The sequence below is a fragment of the Mycoplasma todarodis genome, from assembly GCF_965212735.1.
Taxonomy (GTDB): domain Bacteria; phylum Bacillota_I; class Bacilli_A; order Mycoplasmatales; family Metamycoplasmataceae; genus Mycoplasma_K; species Mycoplasma_K todarodis_A.
This window is the reverse complement of the sequence record NZ_CBDBYJ010000002.1, coordinates 198,273-219,531: the sequence shown is the minus strand read 5'-3', so window position 1 is coordinate 219,531 and position 21,259 is coordinate 198,273. Positions and strand designations below refer to the sequence as shown.

The window sequence follows — 21,259 nt, the reverse complement described above, 5'->3', positions numbered from 1 at the left end:
ATAAAAGTATGTTTTTCAACAAAAAAAATTAATCCTTGCGGATTAATTGATTTTTACAATTATTATTTATCTTGAATTGCAATGATGGCTGGTAATGGTTTACCTTCCATATAAGTAAGTGAAGCTCCACCACCTGTTGAGATGTGTGTGAATTTTTCTTCAAATCCTAATTTAATTGCAGCTGCGGCTGAATCTCCACCACCGATAACTGAGAATACACCTTCTTGGTTAGCGATTGTTTCACATACAGCTTCTGTACCTTGTTTGAAGTTTTCAAACTCAGCAACACCCATTGGTCCATTTCAAACAACTGTTTTTGCTCCTTCAAGAGCTTTTTTGTAAAGTTCGATTGATTTATCACCAAGGTCAAGTCCCATGTAACCTTCAGGAACTTCAATTCCTTCTGTACATTGTCTTGCATTATCAGCAAATCCTGTTGAGATAGCGTGGTCAATTGGTAATACTAATTTATCTCCACCTTCTGCTAAGAATTTTTTAGCTAATTCAATGTAATCAGCTTCTAATAATGAAGTACCGATTGCATATCCTTGTGCTGCAAGGAATGTATAAGCCATCCCTCCACCAATAAGAATTTTGTCAGCTTTAACTAATAAGTTTTCGATAACTGCGATTTTATCTGAAACTTTTGCTCCACCAACGATAGCAACGAATGGTGCTTTAGGTGTATCAAGACCTTGTGAAAGCATTTTAACTTCATTTTGTACTAAGTATCCAAGTGCTGATTCAGCAATGTTTGAAGCAACACCAACATTTGATGCGTGTGCACGGTGAGCTGTACCGAATGCATCATTTATAAATACTTCTCCAAGTGAAGCTCAGTATTTACCAAGTTCAGGATCGTTTTTTGATTCCGCTTTATTGTTTAAGTCTTCGTATCTTGTGTTTTGGAACATAATTACGTCACCTTCGTTCATTGCATCAATAGTTGCTTCTAATTCAGCACCTCTTGTTGCATTAACAAATTTAACTTCTTTTCCTAATTTTTCAGCAAGTTTAATAGCTACAACTTCTAATGAGTTTTCAGCTTTATCTTCTTCTGATTTAATTCTCCCTAGGTGAGAGAATAAGATTGCTTTACCACCTTCAGAAATTACTTTCTGAATTGTTGGAAGTGCTGCATCGATTCTTTTTTCTGAAGTAATAACTCCATCTTTAATAGGAACGTTGAAGTCCACACGAACTAAAACTTTCTTACCTTTTAATTGAACATCGTTAATTGATTTTTTCATTTATTTTTCTCCTTAAATATTGAAATTTATGAATATTTCTTAAAAATTATACTACTTATCACCAGAATAAAAAAGAAAAACAGCCCATAAAGGCTATTTTTTCTATTTCATTATTTATTAATGAAGTATGATTTAGGATCTCTAATGTCAAACTTACCTTTTTCTTCGTAAGCTGCACCAGTACCTGCAGGAATTCTATGTCCAAGAATAATGTTTTCTTTAAGACCGATAAGATTATCACGTCTACCAGAAATTGATGAGTGAACAAGAACTTTAGCTGTTTCTTGGTAAGAAGCAGCAGCAAGGAATGATGAAGATAGAAGAGGTGTTTGCTTAGCCCCTTTAATAATAATTTCACCAAATGCTGGATGTTTACCTTCTGAAAGTAATTTAGTATTTTCATCTTGGTAATCATAAACATCAACTAATGAACCAGCGAAGAATGAAGAATCTCCTGGGTCAGAAATTAAGATTTTTGAAAGCATTTGTCTAATAATAATTTCAATATATTTATCAGAAATTGCAATACCTTGCATTCTGTAAAGACGTTGAATTTCTTTTAATAGATAGTGTTGTACTTCACGAGAATCGGCAACTTCAAGAAGTTGTTTAAGGATAATTGGTCCCTCAACAAGTTTTTGACCTGGCATAACCATTTGTCCTTTTTTAACTCTAATTTTTCTATCACTTGAGAATTTATATTTGTAAGTTTTAACAATTTCACCTTGTGTGTTTTTAGCTTCAACTTGCATTAATGTTTCATTTTGAGCGTCTTTCACTTGTTCAATTGAAATAACTTCACCTTTTGTTTTTGAAATAACCGCTGGACGACCTCAAGGTTTATCGTAAGCATCGATTAATTCGATAAGACGAGTAAATCCACCTGTGATATCTTCAACACCAGCAACCCCTCCTGTATGGAATGTACGCATTGTTAGCTGTGTACCAGGTTCACCAATTGATTGAGCAGCAATAATACCAACTGCTTCACCAATATTAACGATTCTGTTTGTAGCTAAGTCAACACCGTAACATTTCTTACATACACCATGACGTGTATGACATCCTAGGATTGATCTAATTTCAACAACTTCAATACCAGCTTTAGCAATTTTAGCTGCTAATTTAGCAGTTACTAACTCACCTGATTGAGCAAGAATTTCTCCATTCTTATCAAATACAGTTTTATTAATAAATCTACCTGTGATACGTTCTTCCATTGAAACGATTATTGTGTTTGTTTTTGTATCAATGATGTTTTTAGCTGCGAAACCAAAATCAGAGAAACAATCTTCTTCTTTAACAACGATATTTTGAGCAACATCAACTAGACGTCTAGTTAGGTAACCAGATTTAGCTGTGTTAAGCGCTGTATCAGTAAGCCCTTTACGAGCCCCGTGTGTTGATGAGAAGAATTCGAAACCAGTAAGACCTTCTAAGAATGAAGATTTAACAGGAACTTCAATTGTTGATTTAACAAGAACGTCATTCTCTGCATCAGCCTTAAATGTCTTAGAGTTGTTGGCCATAAGTCCACGCATACCAGCAAGTTGAACGAAGTTGGCAATATTACCACGAGCACCAGATTCCATCATCATAAAGATTGAGTTTTCTGGGTGTTCATCAACTTTTTTCTGAAGGTCAGCTTCAACTTCTTTTTTAATTTCAGCTCAACGACCAATTGTTAATGTATATCTTTCGGCTTCAGTGATGAATCCATCTTCATACATTTCAAATAATTGATCAACGTAATCTTCACCTTCTTTAACTTTTTCATTTTTAACATCAGATTTAATGATGTCTGAAATTGAAATTGAAGATCCTGAAAGCATTGAGAATTTAAATCCAAGTGCTTTAATTTTATCTAGAACGTCAGCAACTAGGTTTGTATAGTTGAATCATACGTAATCTAGTAATCTAACTTTATCATCGATATTGAAGAATGGTGTTACACCTTCATTAACAAGTGTTAATTCACGCATGATTTTTGCGTATCCTTCTTTTACAAATCCAGCTAATGAAACAGCATGTTTGTAAGAAAGTTCTTTATTTCTAAAGTCTTTTATTTGTGAGAACATACCTAGAGTATCTTCATAGTTATCTTCGTTTAATTGTTGGATAATTTCTGCGATATCTCCCATTGTGATTGTTGCTACATAAGTATCAAATACTGCACGAACAATCTTAGCAATGTCTTTTTTACCAAGAGCTTTATTTATCTTCATTCCTTTAATGAATTCAGAGAAATCTGTACCTTTTGGAGCGTTGTAGTTCATTACATCAGCGTTGTTAACCATTGCTGATTGGTTATCGAAAATGAATGGGAAATCTTGTGGGAATGATTTATTGAAAATAAATTTACCAACAGTTGAGATTATGTATCCTTCTTTTTCTAATAAAATTGGTTTGTCAAATGCTGAAGTTGGTAAAGCAACACGAGCATGAACTGAGATTTCATTAAGATCATATGCTTTTTCCATTTGTTCGAAAGTACCGAAGTATCTTCCTTCACCTTTAGCTCCTGCTTTTTCTTGTGTTAGATAGAATAAACCTAAAATCATATCCTGTGAAGGGTTGATAATTGGTTCCCCATCTTTAGGACCAAGAATGTTTTTGTTAGCAAGCATTAATTCTTTAGCTTCACGACGTGCAGCTGGTGAAATAGGAACGTGAACAGCCATTTGGTCACCATCGAAGTCGGCATTGAAGGCACCACATACTAATGGGTGAAGTTTAATAGCTTTACCTCTAACTAGTACTGGTTCAAATGCTTGAACTGATAGACGGTGCAGTGTAGGCGCACGGTTTAGAAGAACTTGTTTTCCTTCAATTGATTTCTCAACATGTGGTCAAATAACATTATCTTGTTCTTCGATTAATTTTTTAGCCATTTTAATTGATGAAGCAATTTCAGCATCAATTAATTGTTTAACGATTCATGGTTCGAATAATTTAGCTGCCATTCCACGAGGAATACCAACTTGGTGCATCTTAAGAGATGGTCCAACAACAATTACTGAACGTCCTGAGTAGTCAACACGTTTCCCTAGTAAGTTTTGTCTAAATCTACCTTTTTTACCTGTTAAGGCATCTGAGATTGATTTTAAAGGACGTCCATCTTTTGAAGGAACTGGAGCTGGTTTTCTACGTTGGTTATCGATTAACGCATCAACAGCTTCTTGTAGCATACGCATTTCGTTTTGAACGATTAGAATAGGTGCTTCAAGTTCAAATCATTTTCTAAGACGGTTATTTCTAATAATAATACGTCTATATAATTCGTTAACATCAGTTGTTGAGTGTCTACCACCATCTAATTGAATTAGAGGACGTAAATCAGCTGGAAGAATTGGTAAATTCTTAATTAACATTGAAGTTGGTTTTTGACCAGATTCAATGAATGCATTAACAACTTGAAGTCTTTTGTAAAGTTTGTTTCTTTCTTGAATTTTTGTAGCAGGAATTTTACCTGTTGATTTGAATAAACCATTAATTTTATCAATTTGAGCTTTAATGATTTTTGTTTCTTCGTTAAGATCCATGTTTTCTAATAGGTACTCAATTGCTTTTGCACCTGTCATGATTTTAGCTTCTGAATATTGTTCAATAATAGAGTTAATTTCATAGAAATCAATACCATAATCTTTACCCATTTTTGAAGAAGCTGTTTCTTCAAGTTCTTCAACGGCCATTTGAATATCTTCAAATTCCATTGAGTCTTTTGAGTATTTAGCTTGAATTTCTTTTAAAGCATCTCTATATAGGATAGCAGCATCATTAATATTGATGATTGCATTTTTTGGAAGAGCTTTAATATCACCTGATTCAACAACAATATGAGACTTAAAGTAAATTAAGTTTTCAATTGCTACTCTAGGGTGTAATTTAGTTTTTCCTTCTTCTCTTAAACCAAGTAGTTTAGAGATGATTGAGTGATCAACTTTGAAGTATCAGAAGTGTAGAACTGGTGAAACAAGTTCAATATGCCCCATTCTACTACGTCTTGAAGATTTTGGAAGAATTTCTGGTTGTTTTAACTTACATTCTTCTGTTTTTTCACAAGTTTGACCTTCGTTTGTTCTTTTATATTTTGTTCCACAAACAGCACATTTATAGTCTGTTGTAGGTCCGAAAATTAATTCATCAAATAAACCTTCTTTTTCAGGTTTGAATGATTTATAGTTAATTGTTTCAGGTTTTCTAACTTCTCCATGTGATCATTCTCTTACATCTTCTGATGTAGCTAATGATAGAGAAACTGATTTAACAGCATTAGGTGCCACGTTAGCGTACTTACGTGTTACTTTTTGAATTTTAGCCATTATTCTTCCTCCCCTTCTGTACTTTCTTCTTGTTGTTGTTTTTCATCATCAATTTCAACTTCTAATTTAAGTCCAAGTCCACGTAATTCGTAAGCAAGAACGTTGAATGATTCAGGCATACCCGCTTTTGGAACTGGAGTACCTGTTGCAAGTGCGTTATAAACTCTGTTACGTCCATCAATATTATCTGATTTATATGTCAGAAGTTCTTGAAGAATGTTTGTTGCACCATAAGATTCAATAGCTCATGTTTCCATTTCACCGAATCTTTGTCCACCATTTTGAGATTTACCTCCAAGTGGTTGTTGTGTAATTAATGAGTAAGGACCAACTGAACGAGCATGCATTTTATCATCAATCATGTGTGATAGTTTAAGCATGTACATAACCCCAACAGAAACTTCATTATCGAATTGTTTACCTGTCATTGGGTCTGTTAGTTTGAATTTACCAGTTGTTGGTAATTTTGCTTCTTCTAAAGCAGCATTAATATCATCAAATTTAATACCATCGAAGATTGGAGAAACGAATTTAACACCAAGTTCTCTAGCGGCCATACCTAAGTGTAGCTCAAGTACTTGTCCGATATTCATACGTGAAGGAACCCCAAGTGGGTTAAGCATGATATCTAATGGTGTACCATCAGGTAAGTGAGGCATATCTTCTACAGGAAGAACTCTTGAGATAACACCTTTGTTACCGTGACGTCCAGCCATTTTATCCCCAACTTTAATTTTTCTTTTTTGTGCGATATAAACTTTAACAATTTTATCAACACCATCTTCTAATTTATCTCCAGTATCTCTTGAAAGAATTTCAACATTAATAACTGTTCCACCTTGACCATGTTTAACTTTTAGAGAAGTATCTCTAAGGTTTTTAGATCTTTGTGAGAAGATAGCAGCAATTAGTTTTTCTTCAGGTGTAGAGTTTTCTTCACCTTTTGGAGAAATACGTCCAACTAGAATATCACCAGCAGAAACGTCTGAACCAACTGTAACAATTCCTCTTTCATCTAAGAATCTCTTAGCATTTGAAGAAACGTTTGGTAATTCTGTTGTTAATTCATCATCACCAGCTTTTGATTTTCTAAATTGTAATGAATATTCTTCAATATGTAATGAAGTATAAACATCTTCTTTTACTAAACGTTCTGAAAGGATAACAGCATCCTCGTAGTTAAATCCATTTCATGTTGAAAAGGCAACAAGAACGTTTTTACCGATTGATAATTCACCGTTATCAAATGATGAACCATCTGTTAATATATCTCCCGCTTTAACTTTTTGTCCAACGTGAACAATTGGTTTTTGAGAAATAACTGTACCTTGGTTTGATCTTTCGAAAGTTCTAAGGTTATATGTTTCAGTTTTTGAACCATGTTTAACTTTAATCTCTGTTGAATCAACAAAAGTAACTTCTCCATCTTTAGATGCTTTAACATTCATTGCTGAATATCTAGCGATTTCTGACTCAATACCTGTTGCAACATAAGGAGCTTCAGCTCTTAATAAAGGAACAGCTTGACGTTGCATGTTGGCACCCATAAGTGTACGGTTGGCATCATCATTTTCTAGGAAAGGAATACATGCTGCGGCAATTGAAGAAACTTGTTTTGATGAAACATCAATATAGTCAACTTCTGAACCTGGGATGATTGTATAGTTATGATTTTTTCTAACTGTAACTGTTTCATCTGTAATTCTACCTTCTGCATCTAATGTAACTGTTGATTGTGCAAATGATTTACCTTTTTCTTCTACAGCAGATAGGTAAGTAGGTGTTGTAACAACTACTCCATTCTTAACTGGGAAGTAAGGTGTTTCAACAAATCCTAAATCATTAATACGTGAGTAGTTAGCGAAGTTTAGGATAAGACCGATATTTGGTCCCTCAGGTGTTTCAATAGGACAAATACGACCATAGTGTGTAGGGTGTACATCACGAACATCAAATTGAGCAGTATCTCTATTTAGACCACCAGGTCCAAGAGAAGTAATTCTACGTTTATTTGAAATTTCAGCTAATGGGTTAATTTGATCCATGAATTGTGAAAGTTGTGATGAGTTGAAGAATGCTTTGAATTGATTGTAAATAGGTTTGTTATTTGTAATGTTTTTAGGAGTGATTTTATCCACTTCTTTTGAAGACATTCTTTCTTTAGCATTTTTCTCCATTTTTGTAAGACCAATTTTGAATTGGTTCTCTAATAATTCACCAACATTAACAATTCTCTTATTAATTAATGAATCGGCATCATCATCGTTACCAAGACCTTCAATAATATTGAAGTAGTAAGAAATTGCTGCAACTAAATCAGAAACAACAATGTGTGTTTCAACTGTTTTTGGATCGTTGGCAATAACGTTAATCATTGGTTTCCCAGCATCCATTCATTTTTTAGTTGGGTAAACTTTAACAAGAGCCATTTTTGTTCTCTTTTCAAGTTCTTTATTTTCGTTGATTTGTGAACCATATACTTCAGAAGTAATGTTAGGAATTTCAACTGTTTCAATCATTCCAGAGTTATATGCTCTTTGAATTTCAATAGCCATTTCGTTAGTGATTGAAGTACCTGCTTTATAAAGTACTACACCATTTGAAGAAACAATGTTTTCAGCAAGAATAGAATTTCTTAATCTTTCAACAAGGTTAAGCTTTCTATTAAGCATATATCTACCAGTTCTTGAAAGGTTGTATCTTTTATCATTGAAAAGTAGGTTAGAAATTAAGTTTTTCTTAGACTCTTCAGTAATACGGTCACCTTTTCTAATTACACGGTGAAGACCTTCAAGTGCTTCTTGTTCTGTAGTGAATTTATCTTTTGCAAAAGTGTTGAAAAGAACTTGTGACTCACCATATAGTTCAGTCATTGTTTCTTTTGTCATACCCATTGCTCTTAAGAATACAGAGATAGGAACACGTTTGTTTTTATCTAATCTAATTTTAACTCAGTCAATTGAATTACCTGTAACACGGTGGAATATTTCAATTCATGATCCTAATTGTGGAAGGATTTCTAATTTATTGAAAAGGTCATCCCCACCTTGTTGGTTACGAACACGTAGTCCATAGTAAGCACCAGGTGATCTAATAAGTTGTGAAACGATTACTTTTTCTGAACCGTTAATTAGGAAAGTACCACCTTCAGTCATTAATGGAATTGCTCCAAAAAGAACTTCATTAGCTACAATACCAAAGTTTTTAGCTTTTTTAGCTTCTGCTTTTGATTTAGCATCTTTTGTTAAATCGTCTGCATTTTTAATTAGAAGTGCTACATCGATTGTTTCAATGATTTCACCTGTTTCGTGATTTGCGATTCTAATTTTTGTTTGTGTTTTGTCTAACATTTTATCTAGCTCAACATCTTTAAGTTGTTCTAAATTTGAATCAGAAGGGTTCTCTTCGTTGATACGTAATAAGACTGCTTTAATCTTTGCTTCGTATGTTGAACCTTTTTGTTTGTGTTGTTTTAATCAACCATACTCATTTTTAGGCATTTGCTCAATCTCGTTTGAGAATTTAAGAGCAGTTTTTGAGTTGTTCTTCTTCTTAGCTAATGCTAATCTTTTTTCTTTATCTTTTCTTTGGTCAACTGGTGTGACGAATCCAAGAGTTTTGTACAAGAAGTGGATTGTTGTTTTTCCACTTGTTGATGTTATTGGGTAAATTGTTTGAATTGATTTTTCAAGCCCCTTATCTAAAAGTTCGTTAAAAGATTTTCTTTGTACTTCTAGTAGATCTGGTGTTGCTAGATCGTTAGTAGTTTTAGAGTAATCTCTTCTCTCTGTAAGCGGTCCGAATTTTTTTAATTGATATTTAAGTTCTGCCATTTTGCCTCTTTCGTTTTAGTTCTTCTTTTTAAGTGAAGAATCTACCATATTTACAATATGCCTATAAAGTATAACACATTACAGTACAAACCAATGTATTTTTTTGGTCTTTTTCACATAAAAAAACACCAATTAAAAAAACTCATAAAAATGCACTTTTATCAGATATTACCCACTTTTTTTAATTTTTTAATTATTTTAACTAGTCTTTTGTTTGGAAGTTATTTCAAAGTTATTTTTTATTCAAAATTATTTTTAAATATTATCGTTCCAATTGAACACCAATGTTGATAACTATTTAAAAAATACTCCTTTCTTTTATTTTCCCACATCCCCCTTTATAAAAATAAGTCAAAAAATGAAAAAAATAACCTTATTTACTAGACCAACTCAACTGCAAAAATTGTCTTTATGGTATTATTTATATAGATTATTTAAGTCTTGTTGATATTTAATTATTTAATACAGTCTTGTATATGACGAACAGAAAAACAAAGGAGATAAAATGTCGCAGAAAAAAGCTAAAAAATTTGGCTTATGAACTGCAATTTCACTTATCATAGGTTCTATTGTTGGAATAGGTATTTTCTTTAAAAATATACCCATTTTCAGTAGTGCTGGCGGTAACGGAGTTGTGATTTTATTAGCTTGAATATTTGCAGGTCTAATTGCATTGGGTGCAGCGCTTGCCTTTTCAGAGATTGGTACAGGAGTACATGGTAAGGCTGGTTTATCAAACTACGTTTACAAGTTAGTAGGTAAGAAGTTTGGTAAATTATGTAAGATTGTTGAACCAACTTTCTATCATAGTTTATTAATATTTGCCTTAACTTGTTATGCATCGGAAGCCTTCTTGCAAGCTGTTTTACCTAATACTATAAGCATTAGTAGCCCAACAGTTCATATGGGTTATGTAATCTTACTTTCTGCAGGAATTTACCTATTCTTCTGAGTATTAACAATTATTTCAACCAAAGCAATTGGAATAATCCAAAACATTTCTGTAATATTAAAATTTATCCCTTTGGTTATTGTGGCCGTTGTTGGGTTAGTTGGTATTAATGGAATTCATAGTGGTAGTGTTTTCACAAGCGGTAATTGAATCCCAGCAGATGGAAATAAACCTCATCTTGTATCAGAATTTTCATTTTCAGCATTAATAATGATACTCCCAGCTGCTTTATTCGCATTTGATGGTTTCATACATGTTACAAATATAGCGACTGATATAGAGAACCCAAAGAAAAATGTTCCACTTGGAATCATAATTGGGATGTCAGGTGTTCTTGTCTTATACTTATTAATTACACTTGCTCAATTAATTACAGGTCAATCTAATCCATCTCGTTTACTTTCTTCTATCGTTAGTTCAGAACATGCTAGACAAATAATAGCTAGACTCCTGAATATATTCATAGCTATTGCTGCTTTGGGCGTGTGTAACGGATTCATAATGTCTCAAGTTAGATCAACTGAAGCTGCAATCGAAGAGAATCTTTTATTAGGTTCAAAATTATTCAAAAAGAAATTACCAAAACTATACGGTTTTGTTTATACATTGATGATTTATATGATTGTAGCTATTATTATTGGGATACCAGCAATAATTATGGATTCAGACTCAATCATTGATGCTTCTTCTAATTATCCAGTGCTATTCTTCTTTATGCTTTATACAGTTCTAATTATTAGTCAAATGATAAATAGATTGAAAATTAAAAAGATTTCCTTTAAAAATAAAAAGATACACATTGAAAAATACGAAAAACAGAAAGTTGAAACTAAAAATATAAACCCTTGATTATTTTATCCATTAGCAATCATTTCAATTATTGGGATTATATTATCTATCGGTTATGAAATATTCTACGCTTCACTGTGATTGGTTATAACAGATCCAATGGGACAAACTCATTACGGAGTATTCCATGGCGCAACTAAGATACTAAATTATCAAGCAGCTATAATATTCTTTATAACTTTAATAACTTTTATAACACTTCCTATTACAATATACAAAATACAAATAAAAAGAGGTCATATAAAGGCTGATACAAAAGAAACAAACAAGAAGTTAACAAAAGAAAACAAGGACCTATAATGGTTCTTTTTTTATCACCTAAATGATACTTCTACTTTATATAAAAAGATTAATAAAAAAATAACCCATAAGGATTATTCTTTGTTAATTAATTAGTAATTAAGCAAGTTCTACTTCTGCTCCAGCTGCTTCTAGTGCTGCCTTCATTGTTTCAGCTTCTTCTTTCTTAACTGCTTCTTTAACTACTGAAGGAACTGCTTCTACCATTTTTTTGGCGTCCATTAGTCCTGCTCCTGTAATTTCTTTAACTGCTTTAATAACAGCAACTTTGTTTCCACCGAATGATTTTAGTGTAACGTTAAATTCTGTTTTTTCTTCTGCTGCTACTGCAGGTCCTGCTGCTACTGCAACTGCAGTTGGGTCGATCCCGAATTCTTCTTTCATTGCATCAACAAGTTCCATAACTTCTTTGATGTTCATTTCTTTAAGTGATTCAATAAATGATTCTTTTGTTAGTTTAGCCATATTATTTAGCCTCCTCTTTTGTTTCTTCTGTTTTTTCTTCTGTTTTAACTTCTTCAGCTGCTGGTGCGGCTGCTTCTGATGAACCAATTAGGCCATCTTCTACCAATGTGTTCATTCCAACTGAAACGTATTTCAGTGGAGCCATCATTGATGTTGCAAGCATTGTAAGTGCTTCTTCTAATGAAGGAAGAGTAGCAACTTGTAATACTTCTTCTAGACCAATAACTTGACCTTCGTATGTTCCGGCTTTTAGTTTAAGAGCTTCGTGTGTTTTTGCAAACTCTGCTAAAACTTTAGCTGGTGAGATATCGTCTGATTTCCCGAAAGCGAAGATATTTGGTCCCACAAGTTCTGTGTTAATTGCTTCGATACCGTTTTCTTTAGCTGCGATTTTGAAAATTCTGTTTTTATAAACTTTTAATTCAACATCTTTTTCAGCTGAAAGGTTTCTAAGTTCTTGCAGTTCAGTAACTGTAAGTCCGTGGTATTCAGCAACAACAAGTCCTGCTGATTGAGAAATTTTTTCTGAAATTTCTTTAACTTGCGTTTCTTTTGCTTGTCTTAAAGCGTTCATGAAACCTCCTCTTTTTGTTCTGCTCATACAAATAAAAAAATGGGTGCAAAGACCCATTCGAGAATACACTCGGCAACTTATTAAGGCTTTTGCCCGTTGCGGTCTTTATGTATGGCTTTTTTATTATAGCAAAGTTTTTGCTTTTTGTGCTGTATTCTCGTATTTTTTTATTCTATTAATATTTGTCCACTTGTTCTTTATTATGTGGTGTGTTTTCTTGACTCTTAACGACGTGTGAATCTTGTGTTGTTGTCATATCTCTTAAGATAACTTCTTCTTCAAGTTCTTCATTTATTTCTTCGTTATTTATAGCAACTTTTAATTCATGTGTTGTTTCTTTTTCTAATTGTGCGATTTTATGTTGTTGCGCTTTTTTACGTGCAAACTCTTCTTTTTGAAGTTGGTGTTTTCTTTCTAGTTTTTCACGTTGCGCTTTTTGATCAGCTTCAATTAATCTTTGAGTAGCTAGATGTGCTTGGTGTTGACGTTCTTTTTCTATTTCTTCTGGAGTTTTTGTTTCTACAGGAGCTTCTACAGGAGCTTCTTGTTCTATTATTTGTTTTTCAAGTTCTGCTTCTGGAATTATATTTTCCTTAACAACCTCTTTTGAAATGTTTTCTTGACTTTCTTCAACTAAAACTTCATTATTTGGTTCAACAACCTCAACTTCTTTTGAAACAATTTCTTGCTCTTCTTTTATTTGTTGTTTGATTGGTTCTTGTTTTATCGCTGGTTTTGGTTCTACTATTCGTTCTTCGTAACCTTTAACTATAACGATACCTTCAAAAGGTAATAATGATTTTGGTAATTCAGAATATCTTTTTTGACCATAAGTAGAAAGTAGAATCATTCCACCTGTTTTTGGACATGTAACGTTTTTCTCTTTATTTGAGAAGTTTATTAACATATGTATTTCTTGATCTTTATATTTTCTAACGATTTGAATTACTCCAAGTCCTAGTTTTTGAGAAGAAATTTTATATGTTCCTTCATTAAATATATTTTTGTATTTAGATTCTTTAGAAAGTTTAATTACTTCTCTGTAGAAATTTAATGGAGAATATTTATTCATAAATTGAGCTTCCACATTAATTTGTTTAAATTGTTCAGAGATAGGTGTAACTGTTTCATTTGACTCTGAGAACCCACCATTTTTATCAGTATTTCATGCCATCAACCCTCTTGCGTTAATTGGATGTTGAAGAATTTGTGCAGCCATAAATTCTTTTTCAGAAACTTTTTGATTAGCTAAAGCTCTTTTTCTTTCATGGATTGTTATATCTTGGAAATCATCTAAATTAGTTAATCCAATATTTTTCATACCCAATTCATCACCGTAATAAACAGATGAAGATCCTGGTGTTGTAAGTAATAACAACGCAATTGCTTTTGCTGACTCAGCATGATATTGATTAGCATCTCCTCATCTTGATGTAATACGTCCAACTTCTGAAGAACCAAAAGTTAATATATTTTTATTAGTATCAACTAATCTTGATATTTTTTTAACTAATGAACCTTGTGTGAATTTACCAATTTTATCATTACCAAATTGTTTTGAAGTTCCTAGTAATGAGATTGCTGTTAGTTGTGTGTAATCGAACACTTGTCTTTCGCCTTTTGTGAAATCTTTTGCGGCTCATTCATCTAGTTTACTTGATTTACCTACAACAATGATATTTTCATCAATTTCTTTAATTGATTGATAAAAATTACGTAATTGTCTTAGAGTTTCATCAGTCATTAGTTCACCATCAGTTGAACCATAATTAATTTGTTCGAAATTAGTGAATACGAACCCTTCAATACCAAGGTCACGTCAAAATTGAACTACTTCAATAAATTTCTTAACAGTTTCTTCACTTGTTCAGTTTAAAACAACTTCTTGCGTTCTTTCATTTATAAGGTAATATGATTTAGTTTTTTCATTATATTTATATTCACCTTCTGTGATATCTGAGTTGATTTCCGGTTTGAAGTCAACGATATCTTTAAATGAAAATTCTTGATCACTCGCATTTTTGAATCATTTGTGAGTATCTTTGATTGTTCCTATGTTAATTTCAACAGAAATTTTAATCCCGTGTTTTTTACTTAACTCAATTACTTTTTTTAAATCAGCGATTGAACCATAAGTTTTTGAAACAGCTTTAAACCCTTGTTCTGTGTCATCTGAATATGCAGAAAGTAAATTAGGTAAATTAATCATATCTACACCTAAAAATTTGAAGTAATCAAACTTATCTGCTAACCCTTTTAAATCTCCACATCCATTCCCTGTTGAATCCCTAAAAAATTTAGGTTCAACTTCATAAAAAAATATTTTTTTGTTCATTTTATAGTCCCCTTTTGTTTGTTCTTTAATTATATTATAAAAAAATAAAAATAGGCTAATTAGCACTATTTTAGTTTAATTATATGTTTAATTTGTTTGAAGTAAATCACACCTGAAACAACTGATAGAATTAGAGCTGCAAATGTAACTGTATTTAATGCGTAATATTTGATGCTTGCTTGATCATGACATTGCATGCATACAGGTCATAGAACAAATAACATTATTATTGCAAGTGATTGGAAAACAGTTTTCATTTTTCCTCACATGTTAGCCGCAACATCAAGATTATTTTTCGCAGCAATATTTCTTGAACCATCAACTAAGACATCTCTTAGAACGAAGATGATAACAACTCAAACAGGAACGATGTTTAATACCGCTAATGCAATTAATGCAGAAGTTGTCATAAATTTATCAGCTAAAGGATCAAATAATTTTCCAAATGTTGTAACTGTATTTGTTTTTCTGGCAATATAACCATCAATAAAGTCAGTAATCATTGCAATAGCGAATAAAGCTCCTGCAGAAACAAATATAATAGTTGCATTACTTATATTCTTAAAATTAAGCTCTTCACCATTCATTTGAGTTAAGTAAATAACCGCTGACATCATTGCAATAAATGGAATAACCATTATTAATCTTGCAATGGTAAATTTGTTTGCTGTTGTCATTATTTATACTTCCTTGTTAAACGTGATTTTTGAACTCTTGTGAACTCTTTGTATAACTCTTTATCAAGTGCTTCTTCAAGTTCTTTGAAGTATTTAATTTGTTTTTGATTTTTCTTTTCTCAGTTATTTGATTTTTCTTTTGAAATAACTAAAAAGTTTTCCATAAGAATGTCCTCTTCTTTTAAATAAGGGAATCAATCTGATTTTTCAATCTTCTTCATTTCATCTTTTGCCATATTGTTAATATCTGACATTTTTAGTTTCCCCACTGAAGGAACAAACTCTTTTAATTTCTTTTTATTCTTTTCAACTACTAAGTTTATTAAAATTGCCATATTCCCAACCGCAGCATTTTTTAACTTATCAATTTCAGCTTTTTCGATCTTGGCTTTTTTACGTTTCTTTCTATCTAATAAAGCAGAAATAATTAAAAATCCAATTACGATAGCAATTAATCCACCTAATATCCCTCACATTGCAATACTATTCATCATAACCTCCTGTTTTTAAAATGTATTAATTAAATTGTATCAAAAAAAGAGCAAAAAAAATAAAGGGGCAAGACCCCTCTATGCACTTATAAGCCGCGTTCTGTTCCCTTGCGGGCGCTAACTATTTCTCTTATCTTTCGATACCAAGCGTTGGTTCAATTCCCTAAGCTCGATTCCCCTACCATAATTTGGGTTTCTGGTTCGTGGTGTTTACCGCGTTTCATTTCCGGGTCGCCCCTTCTCGTCTCTGTGGCACTTTAGGTTCAAACTACAAGAGTTCTTCCCTGACGTCTAAGCTCAGCCTTATTAAGGCTGACACGATCACTACAACCATCGCAGGCTGTACCAGCGCGGACTTTCCTCTACAAATCAAGTTTGCAGCAGTTAACCAGTGCTTTCTTATTATATATTACTTATACCATTTTAGACATTCGTCTTTTGATTTCTTCAATTTCTTTTTTTAGACTTGAATTAGTACCTTCTTCAGTTCTTACTAGTTGTGATTTTAATGTTTCGATTTCTAATTCTAATTGTTCTATTTTTTCATCTCTATCACCAAGTAAATCAGTCTTTTCAGTTAAGGTTGCTTTCTGAGTTGCTACAAGTTCTTCAAATGTTCTGTAATCTTGTAAGATTTCATCTAGATATTCATCTACTTCCTTAGCGTTATATCCCGATAATTCTGTAGAGAATTTTTTATTTAGTACAAGTTCTGATTTTAAATTTAATTTAGCCATAAAAATATTATAAAGGTATTTCATTGTTTTTGATATTTGTTGAGAGAGTTTCTTTGAAAAATTCAAATAAAGCAAGATTAAATACATATTAATTAGGGGTGGTAATATGAAAAACAGGGGCATGTTGCTTGAATCATTACTAAATACAACCATAGCTTTATACAAGAAAAATAATATTGGGTTGTTCCATAAAAAGGAGATACCTATTTCATTTGGAAAGGTAATCAAATCTCAGAATAAAATAAAAATAGATGAAGCATACATAAAATCTAAATCTACTTCTGATTATTACGGGGTATTTAAAGGGAAATTTATAGCATTCGAAGCGAAGAGTACAAATTTAAAATCATTACCATTATCAAATATTAAATATCACCAAAGAAAATATTTGCATGATGTGCAAAATCATGGAGGTATATCTTTTTATATTTTTGCTTTTAAAACATATGATAAATATTTTATGGTGTATACAGACACAATAGAAACCATGCATAAGAAGTCTTTTTCTTTAGATGATGCTTATGCTTATGGAATTGAATTAGAATTAACGTTTCCAGGTATTTTGGATTTTGCTGCCTTCTTATAAAAAGAAATAAAAAAAGAGGCAACCTCTTTTTTTAAAAATTAAGCTACAAGTTCTTTAAATGCTTTTGCTGGCTTGAATTTTGGAGCGTTTTTAGCTGCAATTTGAATTGCTTCTTTAGTTTGAGGGTTGATACCTGTTCTCGCTGCTCTTGAAACTCTTTCGAATGTTCCAAGACCTGCAATAGTTACTTTGTCCCCTTCTTTTACTGACATTGTTACTGACTCGATGAATGCGTTAAGCGCTCTCTCTGCATCAGCTTTTGTTAAACCTGATTTTACTGAAATTTGTTCAATTAATTCTGCTTTGTTCATTTTTATTCCTTTAAATGTATAGTCAATGATGTTTGTTTGACATAATAATTATACACTCATAGAGCAAGTTTTAGGCTTTTTTTAAAAAATAGTTGTAAGTTGAAAATAAAAAAAGTTCCATCGGGAACTTTATTATTCAGGTTTTAATTCCCTGTTTCAAAAATCTGTTTGTAAATCTTCTAATTTTTCATTCTCATAAATTATTGAATATAGAGAATATACAATTGGTAATTCAAGTTTTTCTTCTTTACCTATTTTATATATATTTTTAAGTGCAACTAACCCTTCAACAGTTTTGTTTGTCCCAAGAGCCTTTTCTGCTCCTTCTCTAACAAAACTTCTTCCGAATTGTCTATTTCTAGAATGATCAGACATTGCAGTAACAATAAGATCACCAACACCTGTTAATCCAATAACAGTCTTTTCTTTTCCACCAACTGCTTTTGCGAAAACCAACATTTCATTAAGACCTCTTGTTAAAAGACCAGCTAAAGTATTTATACCCATACCTTCTTCAACAATCATTCCAGCTGCAATAGCTAGAACATTTTTGTAAGCAGCACCAACTTCCGCACCTTTTACGTCTGTTTGAACATAAACACGGAAATAATCAGTTCTAAATAACTTTTGAACTTCTTCTGCAGCAGTTTCATTAAAATCAACAGCACAAATTGTAGTTGGAGCTTCCTTAACTATTTCTTCAGCATGTGAAGGTCCAATTAAAGATACTACACCTCTTATGTTTTTATTATCTTTTGTTGCTAGTGTCATTCCTTCGTGTAATGAAAGTGAAGATTCAGGGAAGAATCCTTTTGATCCATTAATTAATAAGAATTCGGAATTCATTTTCTCTTGAATATCTTCAATAACTTTTTTCATTGTAAATGAAGGTACGGCAGTAACTACATAAGATGCACCATCAAGTGCACTCTTTAAATCTGATTCTGTTTTTAGTTTTGGAAGTTTTGTTGTCTCAGGGAAATATTTTGTATTGAATCCTTTTTCTAAATCTTTTAATTCATTAGAATCAATACCATAAACAACAACGTTTGCATGCCCCGCATCAACTAATACTTTTGCTAATGAAGTACCAAGCGCTCCAGAACCAATAATTGTAATTTTTTTATTCATTAAATCCACCTTTTTTGTTTTTAATAATAAGTTTTATTGGAGTTCCTTCGAAACCGAAGTATTCTCTAAATTGATTTTCTATATATCTCATATATGTAAAGTGTGCATAGTTTTTATTATTACCAAATAGAACGAATGTTGGAATTGGAGCTTCAACTTGTTTAACAAATGAAACGTGGAACCTACCACCATTGAATGAAGGTGCTGGTTGCATCATTTGAATATCCAATAACATTTCATTAAGTAGAGCTGTTTTAATTCTTTTTGTTAAGTTTTCATCAACTCTAATAACTGTATCTTTTAATCTATTTAATCTTGAAGAATTAATAGCTGAAATAAATACTACTGGTGCTCATGAAAGGAATTTAAATTCTTTTCTTACTATTTTTTCATATTCGTGCATTGTGTTTGTATTTTTATCTATTAAATCTCATTTATTAATTACAAGAATAATAGGTTTCATTTTTTCCATCGCATAACCCGCTATACGTGCATCGAAATGTGAAAGTTCTTTTGTTGCGTCAATAACTAAAAGAGTTAAGTCAGATTCAGCAAGTGATGCTTTAGCTCTACCAAGAGCATAGTGATCTACTGATTCAATTAATTTTGATTTCTTACTTATACCAGCAGTATCAACAACACGGAAAGGATGATCATTAATATCAATATCCGCTTTAACTGAATCCCTTGTTGTTCCAGCTATTGGAGAAACAATAGCTCTTTCTTTGTTTGATAATGAATTAAGTAATGAAGATTTACCTGCGTTTGGTTTACCAATAATAGCAAGTTTTCTATAATTATCAGATGCTGTTTCACTGAAATCTAAATATGAAGCTATTTTATCTAAAACATCACCAATACCTTCTCCATGAATCGCAGAAACAGGGAAAACATCAAAACCAGAAGAATAAATTGAATAATCCATTTCTCTATTACCTTCTAATTTGTTTGCAAGAATCATTACATTCTTACCTGATTTTCTTAATAGTGAAATAATGAATTCATCATCTGGATTTAACCCATCAACACCATCAACAACCATAGCTATTACATCAGCTTCTTCAATTGCTATTTGAGCTTGAATTTTAATTTGTTCTTGGAAAGGTTTACCTTCGATAGAAATACCACCAGTATCGATAATTTCAAATTTATCACCTGATCACTCTACATCGTAATAAAGTCTATCCCTTGTAACACCTTCTTCGTCATGAACAATTGATGCTCTTTTCCCTATTAGTTTATTTACTAATGTAGATTTACCTACATTGGGTCTACCCACTATTGCTACTAAATTTTTACGCATAATTGCTCCTTTTATTTAACCATCTTGATAATTTCATCGACAACTTGTTCGATTGAATAATCAGTAGTATCTAACTTAACCGCATCCTCTACTTGAACTAAAGGACCAATTTTTCTATTCATATCTTGATAATCTCTATCGTTGATTTCTTTTAAAATCTTTTCATAATCAGTTGAGAAGCCTAATTCTTGATTTTGCTTAACTCTTCTGTTTGCTCTTTCCTCTGGTGAGGCTCACATAAATACTTTTATTTCTGCATCAGGTAAAACGATTGAAGTGATATCTCTACCATCCATTACAATACCTTTATCTTCAGCCATCTTTTGTTGTTCTGAAACACATTTTGCTCTAACACTTTCGTATCTAGCAACTGTGGATGCTCCATTAGAAATAATGTCATCACGCAATTCATTAATTAACTGTTTACCATTAAGTTCAACAATTTCATTCGGAAGTAATTTAATCATTCCAGAAATGAAAGATTTTGAAACTTGTTCTTCATTTTGTAAATCTATTCCTTTTTGGATAGCGTTATAAGCAACCGCTCTATACATTAATCCTGTGTTGATGTAAACATAACCTAGCTCTTTCGCAACTATTTTGGCTACGGTTGATTTACCTGAACTAGCTGGACCATCTATTGCTATATTTTTTTTATTCATTCTTTTCTCCTTTTGGTATTGATACTTTTTTAAATCTCATATCTACTTGAGTATCTTTATCAATATCTATATATTTAACTTTGGCAACTTTACCTACTTTAACTTCAGCAATCGCATCATCTAATTCCCCAGAAGAGAAGTTAAAAGATTCGATATATTGCAACGATTGCATTTCGTTAGATTCATTTGAGTTTATTTCCTCAATGATTTTCGATGCTTTTTCGATTGAAAACAATTCAGGACCATCAATATTATTTAAATTAATTTCACTTAACTCTTTATCCTTTTCAATAGGATATTTAAATTTATACTCAGGAAATGCTTCTAATAATCTTGCTGTAAGTATGCTTAATTTTTCATTAGAAACAACTATAGATTCTTGCAAAGAAATATTCTTTTGTATCTCTATTCTATAGGTTTTTCATTTTTCCATACGAGTCATTTGTGTTTTCATATAAAAATTATATAAAAAAAGATACAT

At 31.9% G+C, this 21,259-nt stretch carries 16 protein-coding genes and 1 other RNA gene; 2 read left to right on the top strand and 15 right to left on the bottom strand.

The genetic code is table 4. From position 1 onward, the window contains the following. Nucleotides 1-62: 62 nt before the first annotated feature. From ACOMC1_RS02435 to ACOMC1_RS02425, 3 genes are all read right to left on the bottom strand, one after another. Nucleotides 63-1,250 (bottom strand): phosphoglycerate kinase, encoded by a 1,188-nt coding sequence (locus ACOMC1_RS02435; protein ID WP_420331051.1) that lies wholly within the window; start codon nt 1,248-1,250, stop codon nt 63-65. A gap of 110 nt (nt 1,251-1,360) precedes the next feature. After that, complete coding sequence (gene rpoC / locus ACOMC1_RS02430; RefSeq protein WP_420331050.1) at nt 1,361-5,572, bottom strand: DNA-directed RNA polymerase subunit beta'; 4,212 nt, start codon at nt 5,570-5,572, stop codon at nt 1,361-1,363. Beyond that, on the bottom strand, nt 5,572-9,405 hold the full coding sequence (locus tag ACOMC1_RS02425) for a DNA-directed RNA polymerase subunit beta (RefSeq protein WP_420331049.1): 3,834 nt from the start codon (nt 9,403-9,405) through the stop codon (nt 5,572-5,574). The genes rpoC and ACOMC1_RS02425 overlap by 1 nt, the downstream gene beginning before the upstream one ends. A gap of 505 nt (nt 9,406-9,910) precedes the next feature. Between ACOMC1_RS02425 and ACOMC1_RS02420 the strand changes: the two genes are divergently transcribed. Beyond that, on the top strand, nt 9,911-11,506 hold the full coding sequence (locus tag ACOMC1_RS02420; RefSeq protein ID WP_420331048.1) for an APC family permease: 1,596 nt from the start codon (nt 9,911-9,913) through the stop codon (nt 11,504-11,506). A 99-nt stretch (nt 11,507-11,605) separates the two neighbouring features. Here ACOMC1_RS02420 and rplL read toward each other — a convergent pair whose 3' ends face one another. The 7 genes from rplL to ACOMC1_RS02385 all read right to left on the bottom strand — a co-directional run bounded on the left by rplL (nt 11,606) and on the right by ACOMC1_RS02385 (nt 16,785). Further along, entirely contained in the window at nt 11,606-11,971 is a 366-nt protein-coding gene (gene rplL, locus ACOMC1_RS02415) for a 50S ribosomal protein L7/L12 (RefSeq protein WP_420331047.1), read from the bottom strand. 1 nt (nt 11,972) lies between these two features. After that, nucleotides 11,973-12,545 carry a 50S ribosomal protein L10 gene (gene rplJ / locus ACOMC1_RS02410; RefSeq protein ID WP_420331046.1) on the bottom strand — a complete coding sequence of 191 codons (573 nt, stop codon included), beginning with the start codon at nt 12,543-12,545 and terminating at the stop codon, nt 11,973-11,975. Between the two features lie 175 nt (nt 12,546-12,720). Further along, entirely contained in the window at nt 12,721-14,880 is a 2,160-nt protein-coding gene (locus tag ACOMC1_RS02405) for an alpha-amylase family glycosyl hydrolase (protein WP_420331045.1), read from the bottom strand. A 65-nt stretch (nt 14,881-14,945) separates the two neighbouring features. Continuing rightward, on the bottom strand, nt 14,946-15,557 hold the full coding sequence (pgsA, locus tag ACOMC1_RS02400) for a CDP-diacylglycerol--glycerol-3-phosphate 3-phosphatidyltransferase (protein WP_420331044.1): 612 nt from the start codon (nt 15,555-15,557) through the stop codon (nt 14,946-14,948). Further along, nucleotides 15,557-16,048, bottom strand: a complete 492-nt coding sequence (locus ACOMC1_RS02395) for an MHJ_0274 family protein (RefSeq protein WP_420331043.1) — start codon at nt 16,046-16,048, stop codon at nt 15,557-15,559. Before ACOMC1_RS02395 ends, pgsA begins: the two co-directional genes overlap by 1 nt. An 84-nt stretch (nt 16,049-16,132) precedes the next feature. Beyond that, nucleotides 16,133-16,444, bottom strand: an RNA gene (gene rnpB, locus ACOMC1_RS02390) — RNase P RNA component class B. 17 nt (nt 16,445-16,461) lie between these two features. Beyond that, complete coding sequence (locus tag ACOMC1_RS02385; protein WP_420331042.1) at nt 16,462-16,785, bottom strand: DivIVA domain-containing protein; 324 nt, start codon at nt 16,783-16,785, stop codon at nt 16,462-16,464. Nucleotides 16,786-16,891: 106 nt separating this feature from the next. Here ACOMC1_RS02385 and recU point away from each other — a divergent pair, with 106 nt between their 5' ends. Then, nucleotides 16,892-17,371, top strand: coding sequence for a Holliday junction resolvase RecU (gene recU, locus ACOMC1_RS02380; protein ID WP_420331041.1), 480 nt, complete (start codon nt 16,892-16,894; stop codon nt 17,369-17,371). A gap of 38 nt (nt 17,372-17,409) precedes the next feature. On the opposite strand, the gene ACOMC1_RS02375 is transcribed toward recU, so the two are convergent. From ACOMC1_RS02375 to ACOMC1_RS02355, 5 genes are all read right to left on the bottom strand, one after another. Further along, complete coding sequence (locus ACOMC1_RS02375) at nt 17,410-17,682, bottom strand: HU family DNA-binding protein (RefSeq protein WP_420331040.1); 273 nt, start codon at nt 17,680-17,682, stop codon at nt 17,410-17,412. Between the two features lie 132 nt (nt 17,683-17,814). After that, a complete protein-coding gene (locus ACOMC1_RS02370; protein WP_420331039.1) occupies nt 17,815-18,813 on the bottom strand; it encodes an NAD(P)H-dependent glycerol-3-phosphate dehydrogenase in 999 nt (332 codons plus the stop codon). After that, nucleotides 18,806-20,116 (bottom strand): ribosome biogenesis GTPase Der, encoded by a 1,311-nt coding sequence (der, locus tag ACOMC1_RS02365; RefSeq protein WP_420331038.1) that lies wholly within the window; start codon nt 20,114-20,116, stop codon nt 18,806-18,808. The genes ACOMC1_RS02370 and der overlap by 8 nt, the downstream gene beginning before the upstream one ends. Before the next feature lie 11 nt (nt 20,117-20,127). Further along, a complete protein-coding gene (cmk, locus tag ACOMC1_RS02360; RefSeq protein WP_420331037.1) occupies nt 20,128-20,778 on the bottom strand; it encodes a (d)CMP kinase in 651 nt (216 codons plus the stop codon). Further along, nucleotides 20,771-21,232, bottom strand: a complete 462-nt coding sequence (locus ACOMC1_RS02355; protein WP_420331036.1) for a hypothetical protein — start codon at nt 21,230-21,232, stop codon at nt 20,771-20,773. The genes cmk and ACOMC1_RS02355 overlap by 8 nt, the downstream gene beginning before the upstream one ends. Nucleotides 21,233-21,259 lie beyond the last annotated feature (27 nt).